Source organism: Kribbella pittospori (genome assembly GCF_004331465.1).
GTDB classification, from domain to species: Bacteria; Actinomycetota; Actinomycetes; order Propionibacteriales; family Kribbellaceae; genus Kribbella; species Kribbella pittospori.
In genome coordinates this window covers 1-20,868 of sequence record NZ_SJKB01000031.1, presented here as the reverse complement: position 1 = coordinate 20,868, position 20,868 = coordinate 1, and the positions used below count along the sequence as shown (strand labels likewise).

The 20,868-nt window shown below is 68.8% G+C and carries 21 protein-coding genes, 3 tRNA genes and 1 riboswitch; of the genes, 10 read left to right on the top strand and 14 right to left on the bottom strand.

Annotated elements, in window-relative coordinates; all coding sequences use genetic code 11:
• Positions 1–37 precede the first annotated feature (37 nt).
• On the bottom strand, positions 38–667 hold the full coding sequence (locus tag E0H73_RS43545; protein ID WP_131366858.1) for a DedA family protein: 630 nt from the start codon (positions 665–667) through the stop codon (positions 38–40).
• Positions 664–1,257 (bottom strand): phosphatase PAP2 family protein, encoded by a 594-nt coding sequence (locus tag E0H73_RS43540; protein WP_131366856.1) that lies wholly within the window; start codon positions 1,255–1,257, stop codon positions 664–666. The genes E0H73_RS43545 and E0H73_RS43540 overlap by 4 nt, the downstream gene beginning before the upstream one ends.
• 85 nt (positions 1,258–1,342) lie before the next feature.
• On the opposite strand from E0H73_RS43540, the gene E0H73_RS43535 reads away from it, so the two are divergent.
• Entirely contained in the window at positions 1,343–1,738 is a 396-nt protein-coding gene (locus tag E0H73_RS43535; protein WP_131366854.1) for a BlaI/MecI/CopY family transcriptional regulator, read from the top strand.
• Positions 1,735–2,670 (top strand): M56 family metallopeptidase, encoded by a 936-nt coding sequence (locus E0H73_RS43530; protein ID WP_131366852.1) that lies wholly within the window; start codon positions 1,735–1,737, stop codon positions 2,668–2,670. Before E0H73_RS43535 ends, E0H73_RS43530 begins: the two co-directional genes overlap by 4 nt.
• A gap of 20 nt (positions 2,671–2,690) precedes the next feature.
• Here the strand turns inward: E0H73_RS43530 and E0H73_RS43525 are convergent, their stop codons facing one another.
• Both E0H73_RS43525 and E0H73_RS43520 read right to left on the bottom strand, forming a co-directional pair.
• Positions 2,691–3,881 (bottom strand): MFS transporter, encoded by a 1,191-nt coding sequence (locus E0H73_RS43525; RefSeq protein WP_238164659.1) that lies wholly within the window; start codon positions 3,879–3,881, stop codon positions 2,691–2,693.
• Entirely contained in the window at positions 3,878–4,441 is a 564-nt protein-coding gene (locus E0H73_RS43520) for a Chromate resistance protein ChrB (RefSeq protein WP_131366850.1), read from the bottom strand. The genes E0H73_RS43525 and E0H73_RS43520 overlap by 4 nt, the downstream gene beginning before the upstream one ends.
• Positions 4,442–4,658: 217 nt before the next feature.
• On the opposite strand from E0H73_RS43520, the gene E0H73_RS43515 reads away from it, so the two are divergent.
• Complete coding sequence (locus E0H73_RS43515; protein ID WP_131366848.1) at positions 4,659–5,447, top strand: class I SAM-dependent methyltransferase; 789 nt, start codon at positions 4,659–4,661, stop codon at positions 5,445–5,447.
• Positions 5,448–5,486: 39 nt separating this feature from the next.
• Here E0H73_RS43515 and E0H73_RS43510 read toward each other — a convergent pair whose 3' ends face one another.
• From E0H73_RS43510 to E0H73_RS43500, 3 genes are all read right to left on the bottom strand, one after another.
• The gene (locus E0H73_RS43510) at positions 5,487–6,524 is read right to left on the bottom strand and encodes a CU044_5270 family protein (protein WP_131366846.1); all 1,038 of its coding nucleotides are present in this window, start codon (positions 6,522–6,524) and stop codon (positions 5,487–5,489) included.
• A complete protein-coding gene (locus E0H73_RS43505) occupies positions 6,521–7,111 on the bottom strand; it encodes an RNA polymerase sigma factor (protein ID WP_131366844.1) in 591 nt (196 codons plus the stop codon). Before E0H73_RS43505 ends, E0H73_RS43510 begins: the two co-directional genes overlap by 4 nt.
• Positions 7,112–7,251: 140 nt before the next feature.
• The gene (locus E0H73_RS43500) at positions 7,252–7,731 is read right to left on the bottom strand and encodes a GbsR/MarR family transcriptional regulator (protein WP_131366842.1); all 480 of its coding nucleotides are present in this window, start codon (positions 7,729–7,731) and stop codon (positions 7,252–7,254) included.
• Positions 7,732–7,794: 63 nt separating this feature from the next.
• On the opposite strand from E0H73_RS43500, the gene E0H73_RS43495 reads away from it, so the two are divergent.
• The gene (locus E0H73_RS43495) at positions 7,795–9,348 is read left to right on the top strand and encodes a DHA2 family efflux MFS transporter permease subunit (protein WP_202867888.1); all 1,554 of its coding nucleotides are present in this window, start codon (positions 7,795–7,797) and stop codon (positions 9,346–9,348) included.
• Positions 9,349–9,401: 53 nt separating this feature from the next.
• Here E0H73_RS43495 and E0H73_RS43490 read toward each other — a convergent pair whose 3' ends face one another.
• Together E0H73_RS43490 and E0H73_RS43485 are read right to left on the bottom strand one after the other, a co-directional pair.
• On the bottom strand, positions 9,402–10,850 hold the full coding sequence (locus tag E0H73_RS43490) for a glycine hydroxymethyltransferase (RefSeq protein ID WP_131366840.1): 1,449 nt from the start codon (positions 10,848–10,850) through the stop codon (positions 9,402–9,404).
• 28 nt (positions 10,851–10,878) lie between these two features.
• A riboswitch (ZMP/ZTP riboswitch) is annotated at positions 10,879–10,960 on the bottom strand.
• Positions 10,961–10,986: 26 nt separating this feature from the next.
• Entirely contained in the window at positions 10,987–12,612 is a 1,626-nt protein-coding gene (locus tag E0H73_RS43485; protein ID WP_131366838.1) for an acyl-CoA dehydrogenase family protein, read from the bottom strand.
• A gap of 87 nt (positions 12,613–12,699) precedes the next feature.
• Between E0H73_RS43485 and E0H73_RS43480 the strand changes: the two genes are divergently transcribed.
• The 4 genes from E0H73_RS43480 to E0H73_RS43465 all read left to right on the top strand — a co-directional run bounded on the left by E0H73_RS43480 (position 12,700) and on the right by E0H73_RS43465 (position 16,976).
• The gene (locus tag E0H73_RS43480; protein WP_238164658.1) at positions 12,700–13,926 is read left to right on the top strand and encodes a YihY/virulence factor BrkB family protein; all 1,227 of its coding nucleotides are present in this window, start codon (positions 12,700–12,702) and stop codon (positions 13,924–13,926) included.
• 147 nt (positions 13,927–14,073) lie between these two features.
• Complete coding sequence (rsgA, locus tag E0H73_RS43475; RefSeq protein WP_131366835.1) at positions 14,074–15,141, top strand: ribosome small subunit-dependent GTPase A; 1,068 nt, start codon at positions 14,074–14,076, stop codon at positions 15,139–15,141.
• Positions 15,142–15,211: 70 nt separating this feature from the next.
• Positions 15,212–15,955 (top strand): SDR family NAD(P)-dependent oxidoreductase, encoded by a 744-nt coding sequence (locus E0H73_RS43470; protein WP_131366829.1) that lies wholly within the window; start codon positions 15,212–15,214, stop codon positions 15,953–15,955.
• Positions 15,956–16,130: 175 nt separating this feature from the next.
• The gene (locus E0H73_RS43465; RefSeq protein ID WP_131366827.1) at positions 16,131–16,976 is read left to right on the top strand and encodes an EamA family transporter; all 846 of its coding nucleotides are present in this window, start codon (positions 16,131–16,133) and stop codon (positions 16,974–16,976) included.
• Between the two features lie 546 nt (positions 16,977–17,522).
• Here E0H73_RS43465 and E0H73_RS43460 read toward each other — a convergent pair.
• From E0H73_RS43460 to E0H73_RS43445, 4 genes are all read right to left on the bottom strand, one after another.
• Positions 17,523–17,594, bottom strand: a tRNA-Val gene (locus E0H73_RS43460).
• A gap of 36 nt (positions 17,595–17,630) precedes the next feature.
• A tRNA-Cys gene (locus E0H73_RS43455) sits at positions 17,631–17,701 on the bottom strand.
• Between the two features lie 32 nt (positions 17,702–17,733).
• A tRNA-Gly gene (locus tag E0H73_RS43450) sits at positions 17,734–17,806 on the bottom strand.
• A gap of 191 nt (positions 17,807–17,997) precedes the next feature.
• Positions 17,998–18,867, bottom strand: coding sequence for a sigma-70 family RNA polymerase sigma factor (locus tag E0H73_RS43445; protein WP_131366825.1), 870 nt, complete (start codon positions 18,865–18,867; stop codon positions 17,998–18,000).
• A 91-nt stretch (positions 18,868–18,958) separates the two neighbouring features.
• Between E0H73_RS43445 and E0H73_RS43440 the strand changes: the two genes are divergently transcribed.
• Entirely contained in the window at positions 18,959–19,402 is a 444-nt protein-coding gene (locus E0H73_RS43440; RefSeq protein ID WP_131366821.1) for a pyridoxamine 5'-phosphate oxidase family protein, read from the top strand.
• 7 nt (positions 19,403–19,409) lie between these two features.
• Here E0H73_RS43440 and E0H73_RS43435 read toward each other — a convergent pair whose 3' ends face one another.
• Positions 19,410–20,102, bottom strand: coding sequence for a tetratricopeptide repeat protein (locus tag E0H73_RS43435; protein WP_165556139.1), 693 nt, complete (start codon positions 20,100–20,102; stop codon positions 19,410–19,412).
• A 403-nt stretch (positions 20,103–20,505) separates the two neighbouring features.
• On the opposite strand from E0H73_RS43435, the gene E0H73_RS43430 reads away from it, so the two are divergent.
• Positions 20,506–20,790 carry a hypothetical protein gene (locus E0H73_RS43430; protein WP_131366817.1) on the top strand — a complete coding sequence of 95 codons (285 nt, stop codon included), beginning with the start codon at positions 20,506–20,508 and terminating at the stop codon, positions 20,788–20,790.
• The last annotated feature ends 78 nt before the right edge of the window (positions 20,791–20,868 follow it).

Here is a 20,868-nt window from a genome sequence, read left to right as displayed (position 1 = left end):
CTTGCCCGCGCCGGACTCCTGTGTCGGCTGGGCGGCTTCATGGTTGCCGGACGGATTGTTCTGTGCGCCGGGTGGAGTGGCGGCGGATCCGCCAGATGGCTACAACGATGACGAGGACCGCGAGGACGATGAGGGCGGTCACGCGGCCGAAGGTCTTTTCGATGGTGGCGTAGGAGTTGCCCGCGAAATAACCGAGCAGCACGACGGCGATGCCCCAGACGAGGCCACCGGCGGCATTGAAGGCCAGGAACTTCGGGTAGCGCATACCCGCGGTACCGGCCAGCGCGGGCATGGTCGCGCGGAAGAACGCGACGAACCGGCCCAGGAACACGGCGGTGCCGCCGCGGCGCGCGAGTTGCTCGCGCGCGGCGTCGATCCCTTCGCCGCGCTTCGTCAGGACGCGGCTGCGAAGGATCCGCGGGCCCAGCTGGCGCCCGACCTCGTAGCCGACGCTGTCGCCGAGGATCGCCGCACCGGCCACGACGGCCAGCATCACCGGCAGGGATGCGTTGGCTCCGCTGGCGGCGACGCCGCCGAGCACGGCCGCGGTCTCGCCGGACAGGACAAATCCGACGAACAGGGCGTCTTCGGCGAAGACGAGCAGGCCGACCAGTCCGTACACGGGCAAGCCGTGCAGGCTGAGGAGCCAGTCGGTCAGCCGGGTCATGACAGGTGCGGGTGGCTCGCGGTCACGACGACGGGACGCAGCCGGGTGCCAGCCAGTACGCCGAGTAGATGCGCGAGCCCTCGACGGACCAGCAGCCAGGTGAGGACGGCGACGAGCCCTCCGAGGACGAGACCGGCGGCCACATCTGCCGGGTAGTGCGCAGCGATGTAGACACGGGTGAAGGCCATCAGGACGGCAGCGAACGCGGCGATGACGGCGAGGCGGCGGTTGACGATCCACAGACCGACGGCGACGGCGCCGGCCATGGTGGCGTGATCGGAGGGGAACGACGGATCGGGGCTGCGGTTGGCCAGCACCAGGATGTGGTGCAGCGTCGTGTACGGGCGAGCTTCGTTGACGGCATGCACGATGGGTTGGTTGATCGCCAGCGCAAGCAGGGTCGCCCCGCCCGCTGCGATGGCCGCGGCGACCCGTGTCACGTCTGCGGTCCGGCGGGCGATCCACCAGCCGGCCACGAGTAGAGCGCCGAACAGTACAACGCCGTACGCCGCGTAGAACCGCGCGGGCGCATGGAGCCACGGTGTGGCCTGCGCGAAGGCGTTGATCTGCTCGAACAGCCAGTGGTTCACTCCGGCATCCCATCCACTACTACAATTAACGTAGTAACAGATACTACTACGATCTTTGTAGTAGTCGTGTGGAGAGGTGTGCTGAGTGGCTTCTCGAGGGCAGAGCCGTGGTCGTGGTGATCTGGAACAGCAGGTGTTCGCGGCCCTCGCCGCTGGTGGCGGCCCGATGACGACCTCCGAGGTGCGGGATGCTCTCGGCGGGCAGTTGGCCTACACGACGGTGATGACGGTGCTGGCGCGGATGCAGGCCAAGGGCCTGGCGACCAGGACCCGGGCCGGCCGGTCGTATGCCTACAGTGCGGTCGTGGACGCGGCCGAGGTGACGGCGCACCAGATCCACCGGCTGCTGGATTCCCGCGGCGACCGGGCAGCGGTCCTGACCCGGTTCGCCGGCGGACTGTCGGCCGAGGAGTCCGCGTTGCTGCTGGAACTGCTTGCCGACTCCGACTCCGACTCCGAGGCGGAGGCGGAGAGGCCATGACCACAGCCGCGGTGATCGGGATCGTGGTGATCGTGGCGTACGCCGTGGTCGCCCCGGCGCTGTCGCGTGGTCTCGCGCCGTCGGTCGCAACCCGTGTCCTCGTTCCGGCCGGTGTGTTCACGGCCGCGAGTGGGGTGTTCATTCTGGCTGTGCTGGCGTTCACCTGGATCGGCCAGTTTCCGCTGGTCGCACAGGAGGGCGCGTGGTCGGCGGCGAAGTTGCGCAGTACGAGCCCGGTTCCGGCCTGGCCGGCCGTCGTGTGCGGCGTCCTGGTGGCGCTCACGACGATCTCGGCGGCATGGACCGCGGTCCGCCGGGCCCGTGCTCTGATCGAGGTGCACCGCGTGTGCCGGGATCTGACCGCCGTCGGTGGGCTCGTCGTGCTGGATGATGAGCGGCCGCAGGCGTTCACCACGCCGCAGCCGGCCGCTCGGGTCGTTGTCACCAGCGGCTTGCTACGAGCGCTGGGCGATCGCGAACGACAGGTACTGCTTGCCCACGAGGCGTCGCATCTGGCGCACCGTCACGTCTGGTGGAACCTGGCCGCCGACCTTGCCGCCGCGGTGAACCCGCTGCTGCGGCCGACCGCCCGGGCCTTGGCAACGACCGTGGAACGATGGGCCGACGAGGACGCGGCGCTGGCGGTCGGTGATCGGCGCCTGGTCGCGGCGACGCTGATCCGTGTAGCGCAGTTGCAGACCGGAGTCGCCGCGGGGTTCTCCCCGCCAGGTGTCGTTCCTTCGGTAGCGGGTGGTGATGTCGCGGTGCGGGTCCGCGCGCTGCTGGCGCCGCCTCCGCGCCGCCGGCCGCTGATGGTCGCTGCCGTCGTCACGGCGCTGCTGATCAGTGCCCTGCCGGCCGCTGCGGTCCAGCACAGCGGCGAGACCCTGTTCGAGCACGCCGAGCAGCCGGCCATCGGACGTCACACCTGATCGCCCGCTGTGGCTCGGGTTCAGGCTCGGGCCTGGCCTGTGCGTCGTGCGCGCGCTGCGGCCATGCCGACCAGCGGCCCGACGGCTAGGACTGCCGCGAGTACGCCGTACCCGTAGCCGAGCGTGGCTGCGGTCGCGACGGCTCCGACCAGCAACGGCCCGCCGGCGTCACCGAGTTCACGGCCGAGCTCAGCGGTGCCCATCGTCTGGCCGAGCCGCTCGGGTGGGGTCGAGGCTGCCAGCGCGGCGAAGCCCAGCGGAGTGATCAGCCCGGTCCCGGCTCCGATCAGGACTGCCGACACCAGGACGCCCGCAAGCCCGCCGAACGTCGCGGCGCCGAGGCCTGCTGCCGCGAGCAGTAACCCGGTCGCGATGCCGGACCGGGCGGTGAGCCGTCCCGAATCGAGGGCGCGCCCGGCGCGGGGCTGGACGATGGCGCCGGTCGCGGCCAGCACCGAGACCGCCGCACCGGTAGCGACCGTGCCCAGCCCGGCCGCTGCCCCGGTGACGGGAAGAAACCCGACCCCGACGGACAGCGCGGCGGTGGCACCGGCCAGGGCGGCCGTAGGTCGCAGGAACAGTGGATCGGTGACGCGGCGGGCGAGGTCGAGGACGGTCTGCCGGGCCCGCGGCAGCGGCGGTACGACAGGAACGACCAGGACCGCCCACACCGCGACGACCGAGCCGAGGATCGCCATCACGGTGAACAGCAGCCGGAACCCGCCGAGCCAGACAAGACCGCCGCCCAGCAGCGGGCCGAGGGTGTAGCCGATGCTCTTGTAGAAGCCGTACCTGCCGAACGCGCGGCCGTGCTTGGCCGCCGGGTTCAGCCTGGCCACCAGTGCGGAGGCAGCCGGGGAGAACGCCGACGCCGCGGCGCCTTGGCCCAGCCGGGCCGCCCACAACCAGCCGGGACTGTCGGCCACTGCGTACGCCGCGGACGCGAGAGCGAACCCGACCAGGCCCGCGAGGAGGACTGGACGCGCGCCGATCCGGTCGGCGATCGTGCCGAAGACCGGCTTGAGCAGTACCTCGGCACCGTCGTACAAGGCCAGCAGCAGCCCGAGCGTGAGCAGCGACTTCACCGCGTCGTCGGAGAACCCGCCGAGATTCGCGGCGATCGCGTGCGCGCCGAACGCGGTGGTGAAGCCGGCCGCGTACAGCGGCCACATCCTCCGCCCAGGCTGTGCTCGGTCGGTGGGCGCCGTCACAGCCCGTCTCCCGGCGCCTGGTGCAACGCGCGGAAGACCTGTTCGGCGAAGTCCTCGCACGCCGCCACGCACTCCTTCAGGCGCCGCGATGCCTGGGCGGCCTCCGGCGTACCGAAGACGTCGCGGGCGGTCAGGTCACGATGCCAGCGCCGCAAGCGTTCCAGGCTCTGTTCCTCTTCCTCGAGCTCGGCCAGCGTGAACTTCTCGATCCGGATCTCCTTGGCCAGCTCCGCCTCGAACTTCCCGCAATCGGCCAGGAACTCGACCCAGTCCGCCTGCCTGGCCGCGTTGAACAACTCCTGGAACCGCGCGGCGTCGGCCGGGCTCCGACCAGTCGCCTCCAGGATTGTCGCCTCACCCTCGGCTCGCTCGACCAGCTCGACCGTCCGCCCCACTCCGACAGCGAAGGCCGGCAAGTCGGGCACGGCCCACACCCCTTGTCCCAGGGAGAGTGCGCCGGACTTGCGCAGTTCCCGCCACACCGCGACTCGATGCCGCGACGGCTCCGCCGGCACCCGCACCACAACGACCAACCACCGCACCGCAGCCGGATTCGCCACAGCGATGACTGTAGCGCGCGTTACAGACAGCTGTGGCAGGGTGTGAAGTCGTGAACGACGGTATGGCCGCAAGATGGCTTTGATCGGCCGGACCTACGATGACCTCGCGGGTTCGCGGCGCTTGACCTGTTAGAGGATTGGATTTGGATCGTGTTGGCCAGCGGCATCGAACTGTTGGTACCGCTGGTGTCCGCTTGGCTGTAGCAGGGAGTTGAACGTGCAGGACATTGTCGACCCCGGTGCCCACAACCGGGCAGCCTGGGACAAGTATGTCCAGGAGGGCAACGAGTGGTCGACGCCGGTGAGTGCCGAGGATGTCGAGCGCGCTCGCAGGGGCGACTGGTCGATTGTTCTCATCGGGCGTGAGCCAGTCGACCGCTCCTGGCTGCCGACGGAACTGACCGGCAAGGACGTGTTGTGCCTGGCCTCCGGCGGTGGCCAGCAGGGTCCGATCCTCGCCGCCGCAGGGGCGCGGGTCACCGTGTTCGACAACTCGCCTCGCCAGCTCGGCCAGGACCAGATGGTCGCGGCGCGCGACGGACTCGAGTTGCGCACCGTCCTGGGTGACATGCGCGACCTCAGCGCCTTCGGCGACGCATCATTCGACGTTGTGTTCCACCCGGTCTCGAACTTGTTTGCACCCGACTTGGCGCCGGTGTGGCGTGAGTGCTTCCGCGTCCTGCGACCGGGCGGAACTCTGCTCGCGGGCTTCCTCAACCCTGATGTGTACTTGTTCGACCACGAGGCCCTCGACGAGCGCGGCGAGCTGATCGTCGTGCACACGCTGCCCTACAGCGATGTCACGCAGTACTCCGCCGAGGAACGCGCCACGAAGTTCGGCGCGGATGCCGCTCTCGAATACAGCCACACGCTCACCGGCCAGATCGGCGGGCAACTCGCCGCGGGGTTCGTCCTCACCGGTTTCGCCGAAGCACCGCACCAATCCAACGCATCCGCCCACTACATGTCGCACTATTTCGCGACGCTGGCGATCAAGCCACGCTGACCCACCCGCGCCGCCGGCAACCTACGCGGGCAGCGAGGTCTACAGGTAGAGGTTGTAGCCAATTACTGCTGGGATGCGGACGTTGAGCCGGCCGGCGGTTTTTGTCAGGACTTCTTCGTCGGCCCAGAGGCGGCCTGTCTTTGGGTCGAAGATCAGGACCTGCCGGTTCGGTAGGCCGCCGTAGCTGCTGTCGACCGCGAACGCCGTACCCTTGCGGCCGGCGCGGTCAGTCATTGTGCCCAGCGATACCGCGTTGCTGCGGTCGGCGAGAATCTTGAGCACGGCCGCGCGGACCGCGGGGGTTGGCGTCGTCTCGCGGTACAGGTCTGTGACTGCGCCGACCAGCTGGCCGGGTCCGTTGGCGTCGATGTCGTGGCCGATCTTCAGCACCGCCAGAAGCCGGGCCGGGTCGCTCGGCAGCGGGTAGCGGTACATCGGCTGGTACTTCCCGGGCGGCCACGACTGCTCACCTTTCACCGTGCCGGGCCCGCCTACCGAGCCCTTGTGAGACGCCGGATCCGGGTCGTACGGTTGCCCGACCCTGACGACCAGGCGCCCGGACAGATCGCTCTTCCACGTCAGGCTCACGTCCTCCGGAACGATCGCCGACGTCACCCGCTCCTTGCTGTCGACGGCCGTCGACAAGTTCCACATCTGCGCCCGGATCGTGTGCGACCCCGCGTCGCCAGGCAGCGTCGTGTCGGCGGCCGCCTTCGCCGCGAGGGCCAGCAGCGCCCCCTTGCCCGGCCGGCCCTGCGCGAGCTCGGCATCCAGCAACGGCGGAGTCGCCGCCATCGCAACCCCACCCGACCCGAACGGGTCGACAACCACTACCCCTGCGCCCGCGACCGCCACAGCCCCGGCCGCGCCGATCAGGACCGCACGCCGCCGTACCTTTCCATGACGGGCAGGTACGTCGGCCGCCCGTACGCCGTTGACCGGAGCAACATGCTCCTCCGCGGCCAGCCGGGTCGCGATCCGCTGCAGTCCCGCCAGCTCGCGACCCGTCAACGGGCCATCGGGGATCCCGGACGCCGGGTCGACGCGCTTCAGTGTGTCGAGGTCGTTGGTGTTCATGAACGTTCTCCCTGCGTCTTGGACTCAGCTGTTCGCACGACCGTGGAACCAGACCGTTCCTGAGGGCGCTGAGTGCGGTCGTCGTACTGCGCCTGTGCCGTCTTCAACCGAGCTCTCGCACGGTGCAGCCGCACTGCCGCGGCAGCCCTGGAGCAACCCAGTGCAGTGGCGAGATCGGCGCCCCGCAGTTCCTCCCAGCCGGCCAGCATCAGCACTTCTTGGTCGGCCGCGCTCAGTGTCCGCAGCGCAGCCAACGTCCCGGCCAGTTCGTCAGACCACTCAAGCCGCTCGTCCGCGGCCGGTCCGGTCCGAGTCACCAGGTCGTTGCCGGCGCGTTGGTACGCCGCAGCCGACCGCTGCCGACTGCGCCGCCGATCGGCCAGCACGTTCGCCGCGACCCGATACAGCCACGGCAACGGCCGGTCCTGCGGGAGGTCGGTACGCCGCCTCAACGCCGTCAGGAACACATCCGCAGTCACATCATGCGCCTCGTCGGCATCCCCGATCCGGCGTACGACGTACCGCAGGATCGCGCGGTAGTGCTCCGCATAAAGCTGCTCAAGATCGGCCCCATCAGGCTCGGTCATCCGTTCCACACCCGTCTATTGCCGATCACAACAAACGATTACAGACCAACCCACGAACCTGCACCAAACGGACAAACGGCGGAGCGCCGCACAAGCAAGGGACGGGGGAGCGCCGACGAGCACGTGATGTAGGAGCACACTTAGCCGGAGCGTCGGGGGTGTTCGGCGCGCCAGTTTTTGATCATTTGGTCCATGTCGGCGTGGATGAAGGCGAAGAAGTCCGCGGCTTCGGAGAGACGCCGCCCGACCGGGTTGTCCGGGCCGAACAGATCCGCGCCGGACCGGCTGCTCGACTCCCATTCGCTCAGCGCCAGATTCCGCCGTTCGAGGATCGCCGCGAACACGTCGTCGCGGATCCGGTAGTGGTCCTTGCGGGAGCCGGGCTGCCGCTCGCGGGTGATGAAGGAGACCTGGATCAGCTGCCGAACAGCCCCGGACACCGCGGGCTGACTGATCTTCAGCGACTCGGCCAGCTCAGCCGCCGTCATCGTCCCGGTCGGGCTGACCAGCATCCGGCCCATCACCCGGGCCGACATGGTCGGGACGCCACTGTTCGCCAGGATGCCGGCGAAGCGCTCGACGAACTGGCTGACCTCTTCGGGAGTGGGTTCGGGCGCCATGGTTGAAGACTACAGTAATTTGATCTATCGCAACTATCACAAATATCTGATAATTTGCGAAGCATGACCACACCCTCCGTTGCCGAAGGGCCGACGCTCACCGGCGCCCGCCGCTTCGGAGTTCTCTTCGCACTCTGCCTGGCCGTGCTCGTACTCGGCCTGGACACGACCGTGCTGAACGTCGCGCTGCCGACCCTGGCCGCCGACCTCGACGCGTCGACCAGTCAGCTGCAGTGGATGGCGAACAGCTACAACCTGGTTCTCGCCGCGCTGCTGCTGCCGGCCGGTCTACTCGGCGACCGCTTCGGGCGCCGCAAGATCATCGCGATCGCGTTGACACTGTTCGGCGCGGCGTCGCTCGCCTGTGCGCTGTCCGACTCGGCCGGCCAGCTGATCGGCGCGCGGGCCTTCCTCGGCGTCGGCGCCGCGATGATCGTCCCGGTCGCGCTGTCGCTGATCACCGTGCTGTTCCCCACCGAGGTGGAGCGCAAGAAGGCGATCGGCTTCTTCGTCGTGGCGAACAGCATCGGTATGCCGCTCGGCCCGATCGTCGGCGGCCTCCTGCTCGACCACGCCGGCTGGCAGTGGATCTTCTACCTGAACGTGCCGATCGCACTGATCGCCGCGATCGCGGTGAGCCTGCTGGTCCCGGAGACCCGCAGCTCCCGCCGGCCGTCCATCGACTGGCTAGGCATCCTGCTCTCCAGCGCCGGCCTGGCTTCTCTCGTGTACGGCGTGACGAAGGCCGGCGAGACCTCGTGGACCGACGGGACCACAGTGCTCTTCCTGGCACTGGCTGTCGTACTCCTGACAGTCTTCCTGCTCTGGCAGCGGCGGAACTCCGACCCGCTGATCGAACTGCGGTTGTTCGGCGAGAAGGTGTTCACCGGTGGGGCGGTGCTGCTCACCGTCGCGGTGTTCGCGATCTTCGGGTTGCTGTTCACGATGCCCCAGTACTTCCAGGGCATCAACGGATCCGATGCGCTGCACACCGGCCTCAAGCTGCTGCCGTTCATCGGTGGGATGACGGTCGGCGCGAAGCTGGCCGAGCCGGTCGAGGCGAAGGTCGGCACCCGGCTCGTGGTGATGGTCGGCTTCCTGGTGATGGCCGCCGGGTTCCTGCTCGGAGCCTTCACCGATCTCGGCACCGGTTACGGCTACACCTCGATCTGGTTCGTGGTGGTCGGATTCGGCCTCGGCTGTTCGATGCCGCAGGCAATGAACGCCGCGCTGGGTGTGCTCGACCCGGAGCGAGCCGGCACCGGATCCGCTCTGCTGCAGGCGTTCCGGCAGGTCGGTGGCACCGTCGGCGTCGCAGTCCTCGGCACGGTCCTGAACTCGGTCTATCGGCACAACGTGGACACGACCGGCCTGCCGGCGCAGGCGGCCGATGCGGTTGAGAAGGGCCTTGGCGGCGGACTCGCAGTCGCCGACAAGATCGGGTCGGCGGACCTGCTCGGCGACGTACGTGACGCGTTCATGACCAGCCTCAACACGACCATGTGGGTCTCTGCCGGCATCGCCGTCGCAGGCGCCGTACTGGCTGCCGTACTGATGCCGAAGCAGGCCACCAAGGCTTCGCAGGAGGCGCTGATGGGGATCAAGCAGGACGCCTGATACAGCAGCGCGGCGCCTGCTCCCGAGGGGAGAGCAGGCGCCGCGCGATGGGCTCAGTTGAGCTCGAGGCCCGGGTACAGCGGGTGCTTGTCGAGCATCTCGGCCGAAGCAGCCTTGACCTTGTCGGCGACGCCGTCGGCCAGCACGTACTTCGCCTTGGACGGTGCACCGGCGGACGTCGTGGTCGGCGTGGTCGAGGACAGTACGTCGACCATCAGCTCGGCGACCCGGTCGAACTCGTCGGCCCCGAAGCCGCGCGTGGTCAGCGCCGGCGTACCGATCCGGACACCCGAGGTGTACCAGGCGCCGTTCGGGTCGCGCGGTACGGCGTTCCGGTTCGTCACGATGCCCGCGTCGAGCAGCGCGGACTCGGCCTGCCGCCCGGTGATCCCGTACGACGAGACGTCGAGCAGAGCCAGGTGATTCTCGGTGCCATCGGTGACGAGCTTGACGCCACGCTTCATCAGCCCCTCCGCGAGCACGACCGCGTTGTCGGCAACCGCCTGCGCGTACTCCTGGAACGACGGCTGCCGGGCCTCGGCCAGCGCGACCGCCTTCGCCGCCATCGTCTGACCGAGCGGACCGCCCAGAACCATCGGGCAGCCGCGATCGACGGCGTCGGCGTACTCGGGCTGGCACAGCACCATGCCGCCACGCGGGCCGCGCAGCGACTTGTGCGTGGTCGTCGTGGTGACGTGAGCGTGCGGGATCGGGTCGAAGTCGTCGGTGAAGACGTTGCCCGCGACCAGGCCGGCGAAGTGCGCCATGTCGACCATCAGCGTCGCGCCGACCTCGTCGGCGATCTCGCGCATCTTCGCGAAGTTCACCTTCCGCGGGTACGCCGAGTAGCCGGCGATCAGGATCAGCGGTTTGAACTCCCGCGCCTTCCGGGCGACCTCGTCGTAGTCGAGCAGCCCGGTCTCCGGGTCGGTGCCGTACGAGCTCTGGTGGAACATCTTGCCGGAGATGTTCGGCCGGAAGCCGTGGGTCAGGTGGCCGCCCGCGTCCAGCGACATACCGAGCATCTTCTGGTCACCGAAGGCCCGGCGGAGCTTGGACCAGTCCTCCTCGGACAGGTCGTTGACGTGCTTCGCGCCCGCCTCGGCCAGCGCCGGGGACTCGATCCGCTGGGCCAGGATCGCCCAGAAGGCGACCAGGTTCGCGTCGATGCCGGAGTGCGGCTGGACGTAGGCGTGCGGGGCGTTGAACAGCGCCGTGGCGTGATCGGCCGCGACCTGCTCGACGGTGTCGATGTTCTGGCAGCCGGCGTAGAAGCGATGCCCGATGGTGCCCTCGGCGTACTTGTCCGAGAGCCAGTTGCCCATCGTCAGCAAGGTGGCGGGGGAGGCGTAGTTCTCGCTCGCGATCAGCTTCAGCGACGAGCGCTGGTCGGCCAGTTCGGCCTTGATCGCGCCGGCCACGGTAGGTTCGACCGCGGCGATCACCTGGAGCGCGTTGTTGTACGCGGCCGACGCCGCGGCAGCATCGAAGGGTTGAGTCATCGTTGTCTCTCCTGCGGTTGCAGTGGGTCGTAGGCACCCAGGCGCACGGTGCCGACAGTCTTCGCTCCCCGGTGGTTCTCCACCTCAGCGCGCCAGTCGCGACGCGGCCACCTTATCGTGCGGCCGCGGGTCAGAGTCAGAGGCTGCGGTCGGTGATCAGGCCGAACGGCGTGGTCCGCGGGAGGGTGCCGAAGACACCGCCCCAGTCGTTCGCCAGCCGGGACGCGACGAAGGCGTCCGCGACCGCCGGAGTCGAGTGCCGGACGAGCAGGGACGCCTGTAGGCACAGCGCCATCCGCGCGGCCAACCGACGGGCTCCCGCCTCGGCGCCTTCCGCATCAGCAAGCGCTTGCAGTACGTCGTTCACCGCCGTGTCCAGACGCTCGTCCGCACCCCGCGCCGCGCCGACTTCCAGCAACCACGCCTCGAGTGACTCGGGCCTCCTGAGGGCTCGAAGTACGTCGAGCGCGTTCACGTTCCCCGATCCCTCCCAGATCGAGTTCAGCGGCGACTCCCGGAACAACAGAGGCATCCCGGACTCCTCGACGAACCCGTTCCCGCCGAGACACTCGAGCGCCTCGGCGGCCATGAACGGCGTCCGCTTGCTCACCCAGAACTTCGCCAGCGGCAGCCCGATCCGCCGGAACGCGGCCTCCTGCTCGTTGCCGTTGATCGACGCGTCGACGGCAGCCGCAAGCCGCATCCCGAGCGCGGTCGCCGCCTCACTCTCCAGCGCCAGGTCGGCCAGCACGTTCTGCATCGCGGGCTTGTCGGCGAGCAGATCACCGAACGCAGAACGGTGGCGGGTGTGCCAGAGCGCCTCCACCAGCGCGCGCCGTTGGAGAGCGGCCGAGCCGAGCACGCAGTCCAGCCGAGTGGCGGCGACCATCTCGATGATCGTGCGGACCCCGGCCCCCTCGTCGCCGAGGCGGTAGCCGACCGTGCCGTGGAACTCGACCTCGCTGGACGCGTTCGACCGGTTCCCGAGCTTGTCCTTCAGCCGCTGCAGGGCAAACGCGTTCCGGTTGCCGTCGGCAAGCACGCGCGGCACGACGAAGCAGCTCAGCCCGTCCGGCGCCTGCGCCAGCACCAGGAACACGTCGACCTGCGGCGCCGAGCAGAACCACTTGTGCCCGTTCAGCTGATATTCGCCGTCGTCACCGGCCGGCGTCGCGGTGGTCAGGTTCGCCCGGACGTCCGAGCCGCCCTGCTTCTCGGTCATGCCCATCCCCGCGAGTGCGCCGTTCTTGGTGGCCGCAGGCAACCGGCGTACGTCGTACTCGGTGGAGGCCAGCTGTGGGACCCACTCCTTGGCGAGCCCTTCGTCGGCCCTGAGCGCGGGGACGGCGGCGTACGTCATTGAGATCGGGCAGCCGTGGCCGGGCTCGACCTGGGACCAGACGTAGAAGCCGGCCGCGCGGGTCAGGTGCGGCGAGGGCTGGTCGCTCGTCCACGGCGCGGCCTGCAGCCCGAAGCCGACGGCGCGCTCCATCAGCCAGTGCCAGGACGGGTGGAACTCGACCTCGTCGATCCGGTTCCCGTACCTGTCGTGGGTGCGCAGGACCGGTGGGTTCTGGTTCGCCGGGAGCGCCTGTGCGAGGGCCTCTTCGGAGCCCGCGAGCTCGCCGATCCGGGTCAGTCCGGGATCGTCCGCGAGGTCGGCGTACGGACGCAGAGCGTCACCGAGGGCCGTGTCCCGGGTGAAGAAGTTCACCCCCTGGAGTGGGGGAGCCTGATTCGTTACCGCGAATGGGTCCGCCATGTCAGTACGGTAAGCGGTATGGCACGTTCAGGGGCAAGACCCGCGGGTGGGAGCTCCCTCTCATTGGCATGGGTCCGCAAGATCCCCGTGACGACCTGGAAGCTGCTCACCCAGACTGTCGGTGTCTGTCTGCGCTACCGGGTCACCGGTCTCGCGGCCGAAGGGGCGTTCTTCGCGATCCTCTCGCTGCCGCCGCTGATTTTCGGGCTGGCCGGAAGTCTCGGTTACATCGCCAGCAAGTACTTCGAGGTCGAGACGATCGACGACATCAAGGCGCAGATCGTCGAACTGGCGGCCCGGGCGCTGACCGCCGACTCCGTTCAAGGCGTGATCGTGCCGACCCTGGACCAGGTCCTGAACGGCGGCCGTCCGGACGTCATCTCGATCGGTTTCGTGCTCGCGCTGTGGTCCGGCAGCCGCGCGCTGAACGTGTTCGTCGACACCATCACGATCATGTACGGGATGGGCGGCAAGCGCGGCATCGTCCGGACCCGGGCGCTGTCGTTCTCGCTGTACTGCGCCGCCCTCGTGATCGGCGTGATCGTCCTCCCGCTGGTGCTGGCCGGACCGGACGCCGTACAGGCCCTGCTGCCGCACCGCCTCGACTTCCTGAACCAGCTCTACTGGCCCGTCGTCACGATCCTGTCCGCGGGCTTCTTGAACACCCTGTACCACCTGTCCGTGCCGGTGCGGACACCTTGGGTCTCCGACCTGCCCGGGTCGTTCCTGGCGCTCTCGATCTGGATCCTGGGCAGCTTCGTACTGCGCTGGATCCTGCAGAGCACGGTCGGCGGTACGTCGATCTACGGTCCGCTGGCGGCGCCGATCGCCGTACTGATGTGGCTCTACATGACCGCCATCGCGGTGCTGATCGGTGCGGCGCTGAACGCTGTCGTCGACCGGCTGTGGCCGCACAAGGTCCGGGTGACGGAGACGGCGAAGGAGACCCTGGAAGAGGTCGAGCCGGTGATGAAGGCGGAGTCGGAGCCGCATCACGACAGCCCGCTGACCCCGGTCGAGCAAGAGCGGCCGGAGATCGAGGTCGCGCGGAAGGTCGAAGGGCTCGGCGTACCGGCGGCGGATCAGCCGCCCAAGACCCCGCCGTCGGACCGTCCACCTCTGGACAGACCGCGGACGGACCGGCCGCCCAAGGCTCCGGGGGTCGAGCCGGGACCGAAGACCGAGGTGGCCGAGCCGGCCCCCGCACCGGCACCGCAGCGCAAGCCCGAGCCGACCTCTGCGCCGGCTCCGCAACGCAAGCCTGAGCCGGTCGGAAAACCCGGTGCACAAACTGACACCGACGACCTACGCTGACGCCATCAGCCGGTCCTGGACCAGGACCGCAGGACTTGGAAGGGAGGCCCCCGCCATGAGCTTGGATCAGGCCCATCGGGCCGATGTCTCCCACCCCGTCCGTCCGCTGAGCTGACCTCGCGGCCGGACCCTCCGAAAGGTTCGCCGATGTCAGCCACACTGCAGGCCCTGGGACTCGACAGCTCCACGGCCGACTACCTGAGCTCTGTCCCGGCCGAGCTCGTGCCGGGTCGCGTCGCCCGGGTCGACAAGGGCATGGCGACGGTACTCACCGAGGACGGCCCGGTCCGCGCGACGTGGTCCAGTGCGCTTCTCGCCGCGATGGCCCATGACCCCCAGGCCGGCCCATGTACAGGGGATTGGGCCGTACTGCGGTACTGGCCGGACGACCGGATCACGGTCGAGTCCCTGGCCCCACGGCGTACGGCGATCGTGCGCGCGGAAGTCGGCGGTTCGTCCAGAGGCCAGGTGCTCGCGGCCAACGTCGATGTGATCGCGATCGTCGTCGGCCTGGTACCGGAACCGAACATCGTCCGGATCGAGCGCTTCCTCGCGCTGGCGTGGGAGAGCGGTGCGCGGCCGGTCGTCGTACTGACCAAGTCGGATCTTGTCGGCGATGCCGACGCCCTTGCTGAGGACGTGGCGCGCGCTGCGCCGGGTGCCGACGTACTGGTGTGCAGTGCAGCGACTGGTCAGGGCCTGGAGTCGGTACAGGCGCTGCTGGATGGTGACGCCACTGTGGCGCTGCTCGGCTCGAGTGGTGCGGGGAAGTCGTCGCTGGTGAACGCGCTGGCCGGTGTCGAATTGCTGGACGTGCAGGACATCCGTGAAGACGGCAAGGGCCGGCATACGTCGGTCCGGCGTGAACTGATCGTGTTGCCGAATGGCGGCGTGGTGATTGACACGCCTGGGCTGCGGGGGATCGGTCTGCAGGAGTCCGGTGAGGGACTGGCTGCGGCGTTCCCGGACATCACGGCGCTGGCTGAGCAGTGCAAGTTCAAGGACTGCGCGCATGACACGGAGCCCGGGTGCGCCGTACGGGCCGCGCTGGAGGACGGCACGCTGCCGATCCGACGCTTCGAGAGCTGGACGAAGCTGCAGCGCGAGGCCGCGTTCATGGCCCGCCGCAACAACCTCCGCCTCCGCGCCGAAGCCAAGAAGCAATGGGCCCGCCAGTCCAAGGCCTACCGCCGCGACGTGAACCCGCGCCAGTAGCTGGGTGCTCCCGACGCTCTTCCTGCCCCAGCCACCCACCGGCGGTCAGGTGGAGTGAAAGGATCGGGGCATGTGTCGTTCTGTGTTGGTGACGGGGGCTTCGCGGGGGATCGGGGCGGCGACGGCGCAGGCCTTTGCGGCCGCGGGGGACCGGGTGGCGGTGCATTACGGTGCCTCGGCCGATGCTGCCGAGGCTGTGCTGAAGTCGCTGCCGGGATCGGGACATGTGCTCGCCCATGCCGATCTGGCTGACCCCGCCGCGATCCAGACGATGGTCGACGACGCCGCGGCTGCCTTGGGCGGGATCGACGTACTCGTGAACAACGCCGGCGTCTACCACCCGCACCGCATCCGCGAGGCGACGTACGCCGAATGGCAGCAGGCGTGGGCCGACACCATCGCGGTGAATCTCGTCGGCCCCTCGAACGTCACGTGGTGCGCGGTCCGGCACATGGGCCGCGGCGGCCGGATCGTCAACGTCTCCTCCCGCGGCGCGTTCAGGGGTGAGCCGAACCAGCCCGCGTACGGCGCCTCGAAGGCCGGCATCGTGTCCTTCACCCAGTCGCTCGCCCGCGCACTCGGCCCGGAAGGCATCGCCGTGACAGCGATCGCGCCCGGCTGGACGACCACCGACATGGCCGCCGTACACCTGACCGGCGATGGCTACGACCGCCGCCGCATGGAGAGCCCTCTGGAACGCGTCGCCGACCCATCGGAAGTCGCGGCGGCGATCCTCTACCTGGCGTCCCCGGAGGCCGAGTTCGCCACTGGCACAGTCCTCGACTTCAACGGCGGCTCCCAGCTGCGGATGTAATTCGCTCGGCCGGCGCACGCTTTCGGGCTAGGGTCCTGCCCGTGCATCGCATCATCACCCCGCCGACCGCCGCTTAGGCGGACGGTCACTCGGTCAACGCCCAGGTTCTGACCTGGGCTTCTTCGGGCTGTTCGCAGACGACCCACCTCTCCCGCGAACCTCCCGGAGTACTTCGATGCTGCACCGACCCACGAAGACGCGCGCCCTCGCTTACGTAGCCCTGGCCGGCCTGGCCTGGGGCACAGGCGGCCCCACCGGCGCCCTACTGTTCCAATCCAGCGGCCTGACGTCCACCGCCATCTCCTTCTGGCGCCTAGCCACCGGCGCCGTCTGGCTCCTCCTGGCCAACCGCTTCTTCAGCAGAACCCCGATCCGCGCCACCTTCATGGCCGCCCCACGCCGCTACATCCTCACCGGCCTGGGCCTGACCGCCTGCCAACTCGGCTACTTCGCCGCCATACCCCGAGTAGGCGTGGCAGTAGCCACCGTCATCTCCCTAGGCGCAGGCCCTCTCTTCATAGCCCTGGCAACCCGAGAACGCATCACGCCGGCCCTCCTCCTGGCAGTCCTAGGCCTGACCCTCCTGGTAGCAGCCCCAGGCACCGCCATCACCACGTCCCTCCCCGGCATCCTCCTGTCCCTCCTCTCAGCAGCCGGCTACGCCACCACCACCCTCCTCAACCGCGACAACCCAGCGCCCACCACCACAGCCCTCCTAGGCTTCACCACCGCGGCCCTGACACTCCTACCCCTAGCCCTCCTAGAAGGCCTGACCCCACACGCCGCAAGCTGGCCAACCCTCGCGTACTTCGGCCTGATCCCCACCGCCCTCGCCTACACCCTCTTCTACGCGAGCCTCCGAACCCTGAGCCCTTCAACAGCAGCCGTCCTGGCCCTACTGGAACCCCTAACAGCCACAGCCCTAGCCGTACTGCTCTTCCACGAACACCCCACCCCGCTCACCCTCACAGGCGCCGCCCTCCTACTAACAGCAGTAGCCCTAAAGGCCCTGCGCTCCTAACCCACCCGCCGCCCGGGCACAGTCCGGAGCCTCGAGGTGCTAGACCCGGGAGGTGGACATTTGGACAGGAGGTGTCAGGTCGCTCGCAGTACACCCGAGCCTGAAACACCCGCGCGTACGGCGTATCACCGGTGCACTACCTGTCCAACTGCACACCAACGACGCTCCAGCAGCGAGCACCCCGAGCCGGCAACTGTGCCCGCGGCGCCCCGCCACAGACCGGAACCATCAACGCGTCGCCCAACCCCAGCCGGCAACTGTGAACGCGGCGGCCAGCCCGAGCCGGCAACTGTGAACGCGGCGGCCAGCCCGAGCCGGCAACTGTGAACGCGGCGGCCAGCCCGAGCCGGCAACTGTGAACGCGGCGGCCAGCCCCAGCCGGCAACTGTGAACGCGGCGCCCAGCCCCAGCAGCCGAGCGAAGCGAAGGCGCAAAGGGGGTGCGGGTGGCGGAGCCCCCGCTCGCGGCGAGCGCAGCGCTGCCGCACAAATGACGAAGGCGACGCGGTCCGCGCACTCCGCGGACACACGTCGCCTATCGGCTTCGTGGACGATACTGGGATCGAACCAGTGACCTCTTCCGTGTCAGGGAAGCGCGCTACCGCTGCGCCAATCGTCCAAAACCGTAACTACAACTCTAGCTTGAGGGGTTGCGAGGTGGAGACGGGATTCGAACCCGTGTACACGGCTTTGCAGGCCGTTGCCTCGCCTCTCGGCCACTCCACCAGGAAGAAAGCTGGCCTGCCGAACCCTCTCCGAGCGGACGACCGGGTTCGAACCGGCGACCTCAACCTTGGCAAGGTTGCGCTCTACCAACTGAGCTACGTCCGCATCGCTCCGGCGGGGTGTTGCTGCTCGGTGCGAGAGCAGAACAGTAGCGCACTTTCGGCGTACGCAAAAACCAGATTCCGGGGTGTCGCGATGTGGACGCCCGGAGCGTGGATTGCACCCCTCCCGTCACACCAGTCCCACGTGTCGACGAGCGCTCCACGACGCCGTCGTACCCCGGGATCCGTGCCGCGTCAGCCGTTGGCCGGCGCGAGGTCGACGTCGCGCAGGTAGTCGGGATTGCCAAGCAGTTCGATCCCGGTGATCCGGCCGTCGGCGACCGTGAACGAGAACACGACGACCGGTTCGCCATGCAGCCGCCACACCGCTCCGGCCTTCCCATCGACCAGTGTGAGTACGGCGGCCTGCGCACGCCCGGAGAACGTCTCCGCGACGGCTGCGGCACCCCGCACCATCGCGCCCGCACCGCGTGCCACGACCGTTTCGTCGGCACGCAGTACGACCTCCGGGTCGAGCAGCTCGAGCAGCGCGTCGAAGTCACCACCACGTGACGCGGCGAGGAATGCTTCGACGATCTCCTTCTGTCGGCTGGCGTCCGCTCCTGCGGGTTCCGGCGTACCTTGCACCCGCCGCCGCGCCCGGCTCGCCAACTGCCGCGCGGCCTCCGGCGACTTGCCCACGATCGGCGCGATGTCGTCGTACGGCACCGCGAACATGTCGTGCAGCACGAACGACAGCCGCTCGGCCGGCGTCAATGTCTCGAGTACGACGAGCAACGCGAGCCCGACCGAGTCCGCTTGGACGGCTTCGAGCTCAGGATCCGGTACGTCGTCGTCCGTGAGCGCAGGGGAGTGATCGCCGACCGTCTGCTCGGGCCGCCCGCGACGGGTCCGCAGCATGTCGAGACAGATGCGCCCGACAACGGTCGTGAGCCAGCCGCCGAGGTTGTCGATCGCGTCGGCGTCGGAGCGGCTCAGCCGGATCCACGTCTCCTGCACCGCGTCCTCGGCCTCGACGCGCGATCCGAGGATCCGGTACGCGACCACGCGCAAGTGTTCCCGGTTCTCCTCGAACCGCTCCGCCAGCCAGTCGTGTTCGCTCATGTCCCTCTCCACCTGTCACACTCCGGTCCGACCACCGTCAATGGGTGTGACGCGAAAACCCGACCACATGTGACACCGTCAGGAGTTCATCATGGCTGCTCCCAGGCCTCTCGCCGTACGCAAGCAAGACACGCTGCACCGGCTGGAGCACGACGTAGACGCCTGGGTAGCCACCGCGTCACCGGACGGCACGCCCTACCTGATGCCTTTGTCCTTCCTCTGGGACGGCCGGACCCTCCTGCTGTCCACCGCTGTCAACAACCCCACCGCCCGCAACCTCCGCGCCAACCCCCACCTTCTCCTGACGGTCGGCACCACGCGAGACCTCATTCACATCACCGCCAGCGCCGAACAGCTCGCCGACATCCCACCTGCCGACGCAGAAGCCTTTGCCACCAAGGCCGGCTTCGACCCCCGCGAGGCCTCTACCCCCTACCCCTTCTTCCGCGTAACCCCCATCACCATCCAGGCCTGGCGCGAAGCCAACGAACTCAAGGACCGCGTCCTCATGCAGTCCGGCACCTGGCTCGTCTAGTCCGCCGTCACCAAACGAAGGTGAGCTCCGCCAGAGTGATGCCGGGCCGATCGGCGAGCCAGATCTCGAGGCAATCCCTCAGCTCCGCCTCGGATCCCGCCAGCCCGATCACAGCCGCGTCGCTGGAAGCCGGCGGATGATCGTGCGCCACCTCAGGCGTGCCGTGCGAACAGTCGGAGCACATCAGCCGAATCCCGGACCACTCCTCCATGCCGAGTCCGCGAGATCCAACGAGGTCCTCGAGCTCGCTCAGGTCGTCGGGCCCCGCGCCGAGCACCTGCGCCTGCCAAGTCTCCAGACCTGACTCGTCGAGCCGCGCGAGTTCGTCGAACACGGCGACCTCCTGGTCGCCCCGCCGCCGGTATCCCTTCGGCTCACCGTCGTGCAGTACGACGTCCCGGAACCGGTGACCGGACTCCGGCAGCGGAACACTCGCGATGACCGCATGCGCCGGGCTCCGTCGCCAGCACCACACGACCTCGGTGTCGCCAATCCCCACCGGCACCTGATGCTTCAGGGTCGGCCGATCAGGATTCAGCCGAACCGGCGTCAGCCCGAAGTTGCCGTCGATCGGCTCGGCCCCCTGCTCGATGCCTTCGATCCCATACGCCGCCCAAGCCCGCCGAGCGGCCGCCCAATCACCCACCGCCGTCGCGGCAATCCCCAAATTCCAAGCCGCCGGATTCACCCCGTCGTACACACGAGCGTCCTTAGCGGTGAACAACTCCACAGCCCGCGCATTCCGCTCCGCCGACTCAGCCCACTCCCCACGAGCCTTCGAATACAACCCCGCCTCGAACCAAGCCCCAAACTCCTCCGGCGCAACCTCCACCATCTCCCGAGCCAACCGCCCCCCCCCCACAAAATCCCCCACCCGATCAGCCTCCACCCACGCATCCCAAACCCCCCGAACACCCCGCCGCCTACCACGCCCGAAAAGACCCATCCGCACATTCTGCCGACCGAAGGCTCACCCCGGTCCCCAGGCGAGCGCGAAGACTCAGCTCCAGCGGGGAGACGCCCGAACTGCGTTGTCCGAGGTAGGTGCCCAGGTCAACTTCTGAGGCCGACGCGAGCCCTGCAGTGCGCACTAGGGTTGGCCGATGAGTATCTTCCGCCGCCAGGCCGACCCCACAGAGGCCGTACTTCGACGCCTGTCCAGGACCATGCGGTGGTTCCGGCCGCCCCTCGCCGACGCTCCCACGCAGCTCGCGCAGCTGGCGCACCTTGCCCAACATCGGCTGTGTCCGGCGATTGACCAGGGCGACGCAGCTCCGGCGGTGACAGCGCTCGCCATCGCCGAAGAGGCTCTGGCGGCTGCCGATCTCGACCACGAGCCCGGCGCCAAGCTCGACGAGGCGCTCACACTAGCCCCGGTCTTTCAGTAAGCCGTTGGTCCGTGGCACGGACGGGCCGAAGGTTGCGGGTGGTCGGTGGGCGTGAGGGATCGGCCGGCTTGCCGGCTG

What these genes read in the sequence shown, in the direction of transcription:
- E0H73_RS43470 (WP_131366829.1), top strand. Translation starts at nt 15,212, where the DNA reads ATGTGTCGTTCTGTGTTGGTGACGGGGGCTTCGCGGGGGATCGGGGCG.
- E0H73_RS43440 (WP_131366821.1), top strand. Translation starts at nt 18,959, where the DNA reads ATGGCTGCTCCCAGGCCTCTCGCCGTACGCAAGCAAGACACGCTGCAC.
- E0H73_RS43500 (WP_131366842.1), bottom strand. Translation starts at nt 7,731, where the DNA reads ATGGCGCCCGAACCCACTCCCGAAGAGGTCAGCCAGTTCGTCGAGCGC.
- E0H73_RS43510 (WP_131366846.1), bottom strand. Translation starts at nt 6,524, where the DNA reads ATGAACACCAACGACCTCGACACACTGAAGCGCGTCGACCCGGCGTCC.
- E0H73_RS43495 (WP_202867888.1), top strand. Translation starts at nt 7,795, where the DNA reads ATGACCACACCCTCCGTTGCCGAAGGGCCGACGCTCACCGGCGCCCGC.
- E0H73_RS43430 (WP_131366817.1), top strand. Translation starts at nt 20,506, where the DNA reads ATGAGTATCTTCCGCCGCCAGGCCGACCCCACAGAGGCCGTACTTCGA.
- E0H73_RS43530 (WP_131366852.1), top strand. Translation starts at nt 1,735, where the DNA reads ATGACCACAGCCGCGGTGATCGGGATCGTGGTGATCGTGGCGTACGCC.
- E0H73_RS43505 (WP_131366844.1), bottom strand. Translation starts at nt 7,111, where the DNA reads ATGACCGAGCCTGATGGGGCCGATCTTGAGCAGCTTTATGCGGAGCAC.
- rsgA (WP_131366835.1), top strand. Translation starts at nt 14,074, where the DNA reads ATGTCAGCCACACTGCAGGCCCTGGGACTCGACAGCTCCACGGCCGAC.
- E0H73_RS43485 (WP_131366838.1), bottom strand. Translation starts at nt 12,612, where the DNA reads ATGGCGGACCCATTCGCGGTAACGAATCAGGCTCCCCCACTCCAGGGG.
- E0H73_RS43490 (WP_131366840.1), bottom strand. Translation starts at nt 10,850, where the DNA reads ATGACTCAACCCTTCGATGCTGCCGCGGCGTCGGCCGCGTACAACAAC.
- E0H73_RS43445 (WP_131366825.1), bottom strand. Translation starts at nt 18,867, where the DNA reads ATGAGCGAACACGACTGGCTGGCGGAGCGGTTCGAGGAGAACCGGGAA.
- E0H73_RS43465 (WP_131366827.1), top strand. Translation starts at nt 16,131, where the DNA reads ATGCTGCACCGACCCACGAAGACGCGCGCCCTCGCTTACGTAGCCCTG.
- E0H73_RS43545 (WP_131366858.1), bottom strand. Translation starts at nt 667, where the DNA reads ATGACCCGGCTGACCGACTGGCTCCTCAGCCTGCACGGCTTGCCCGTG.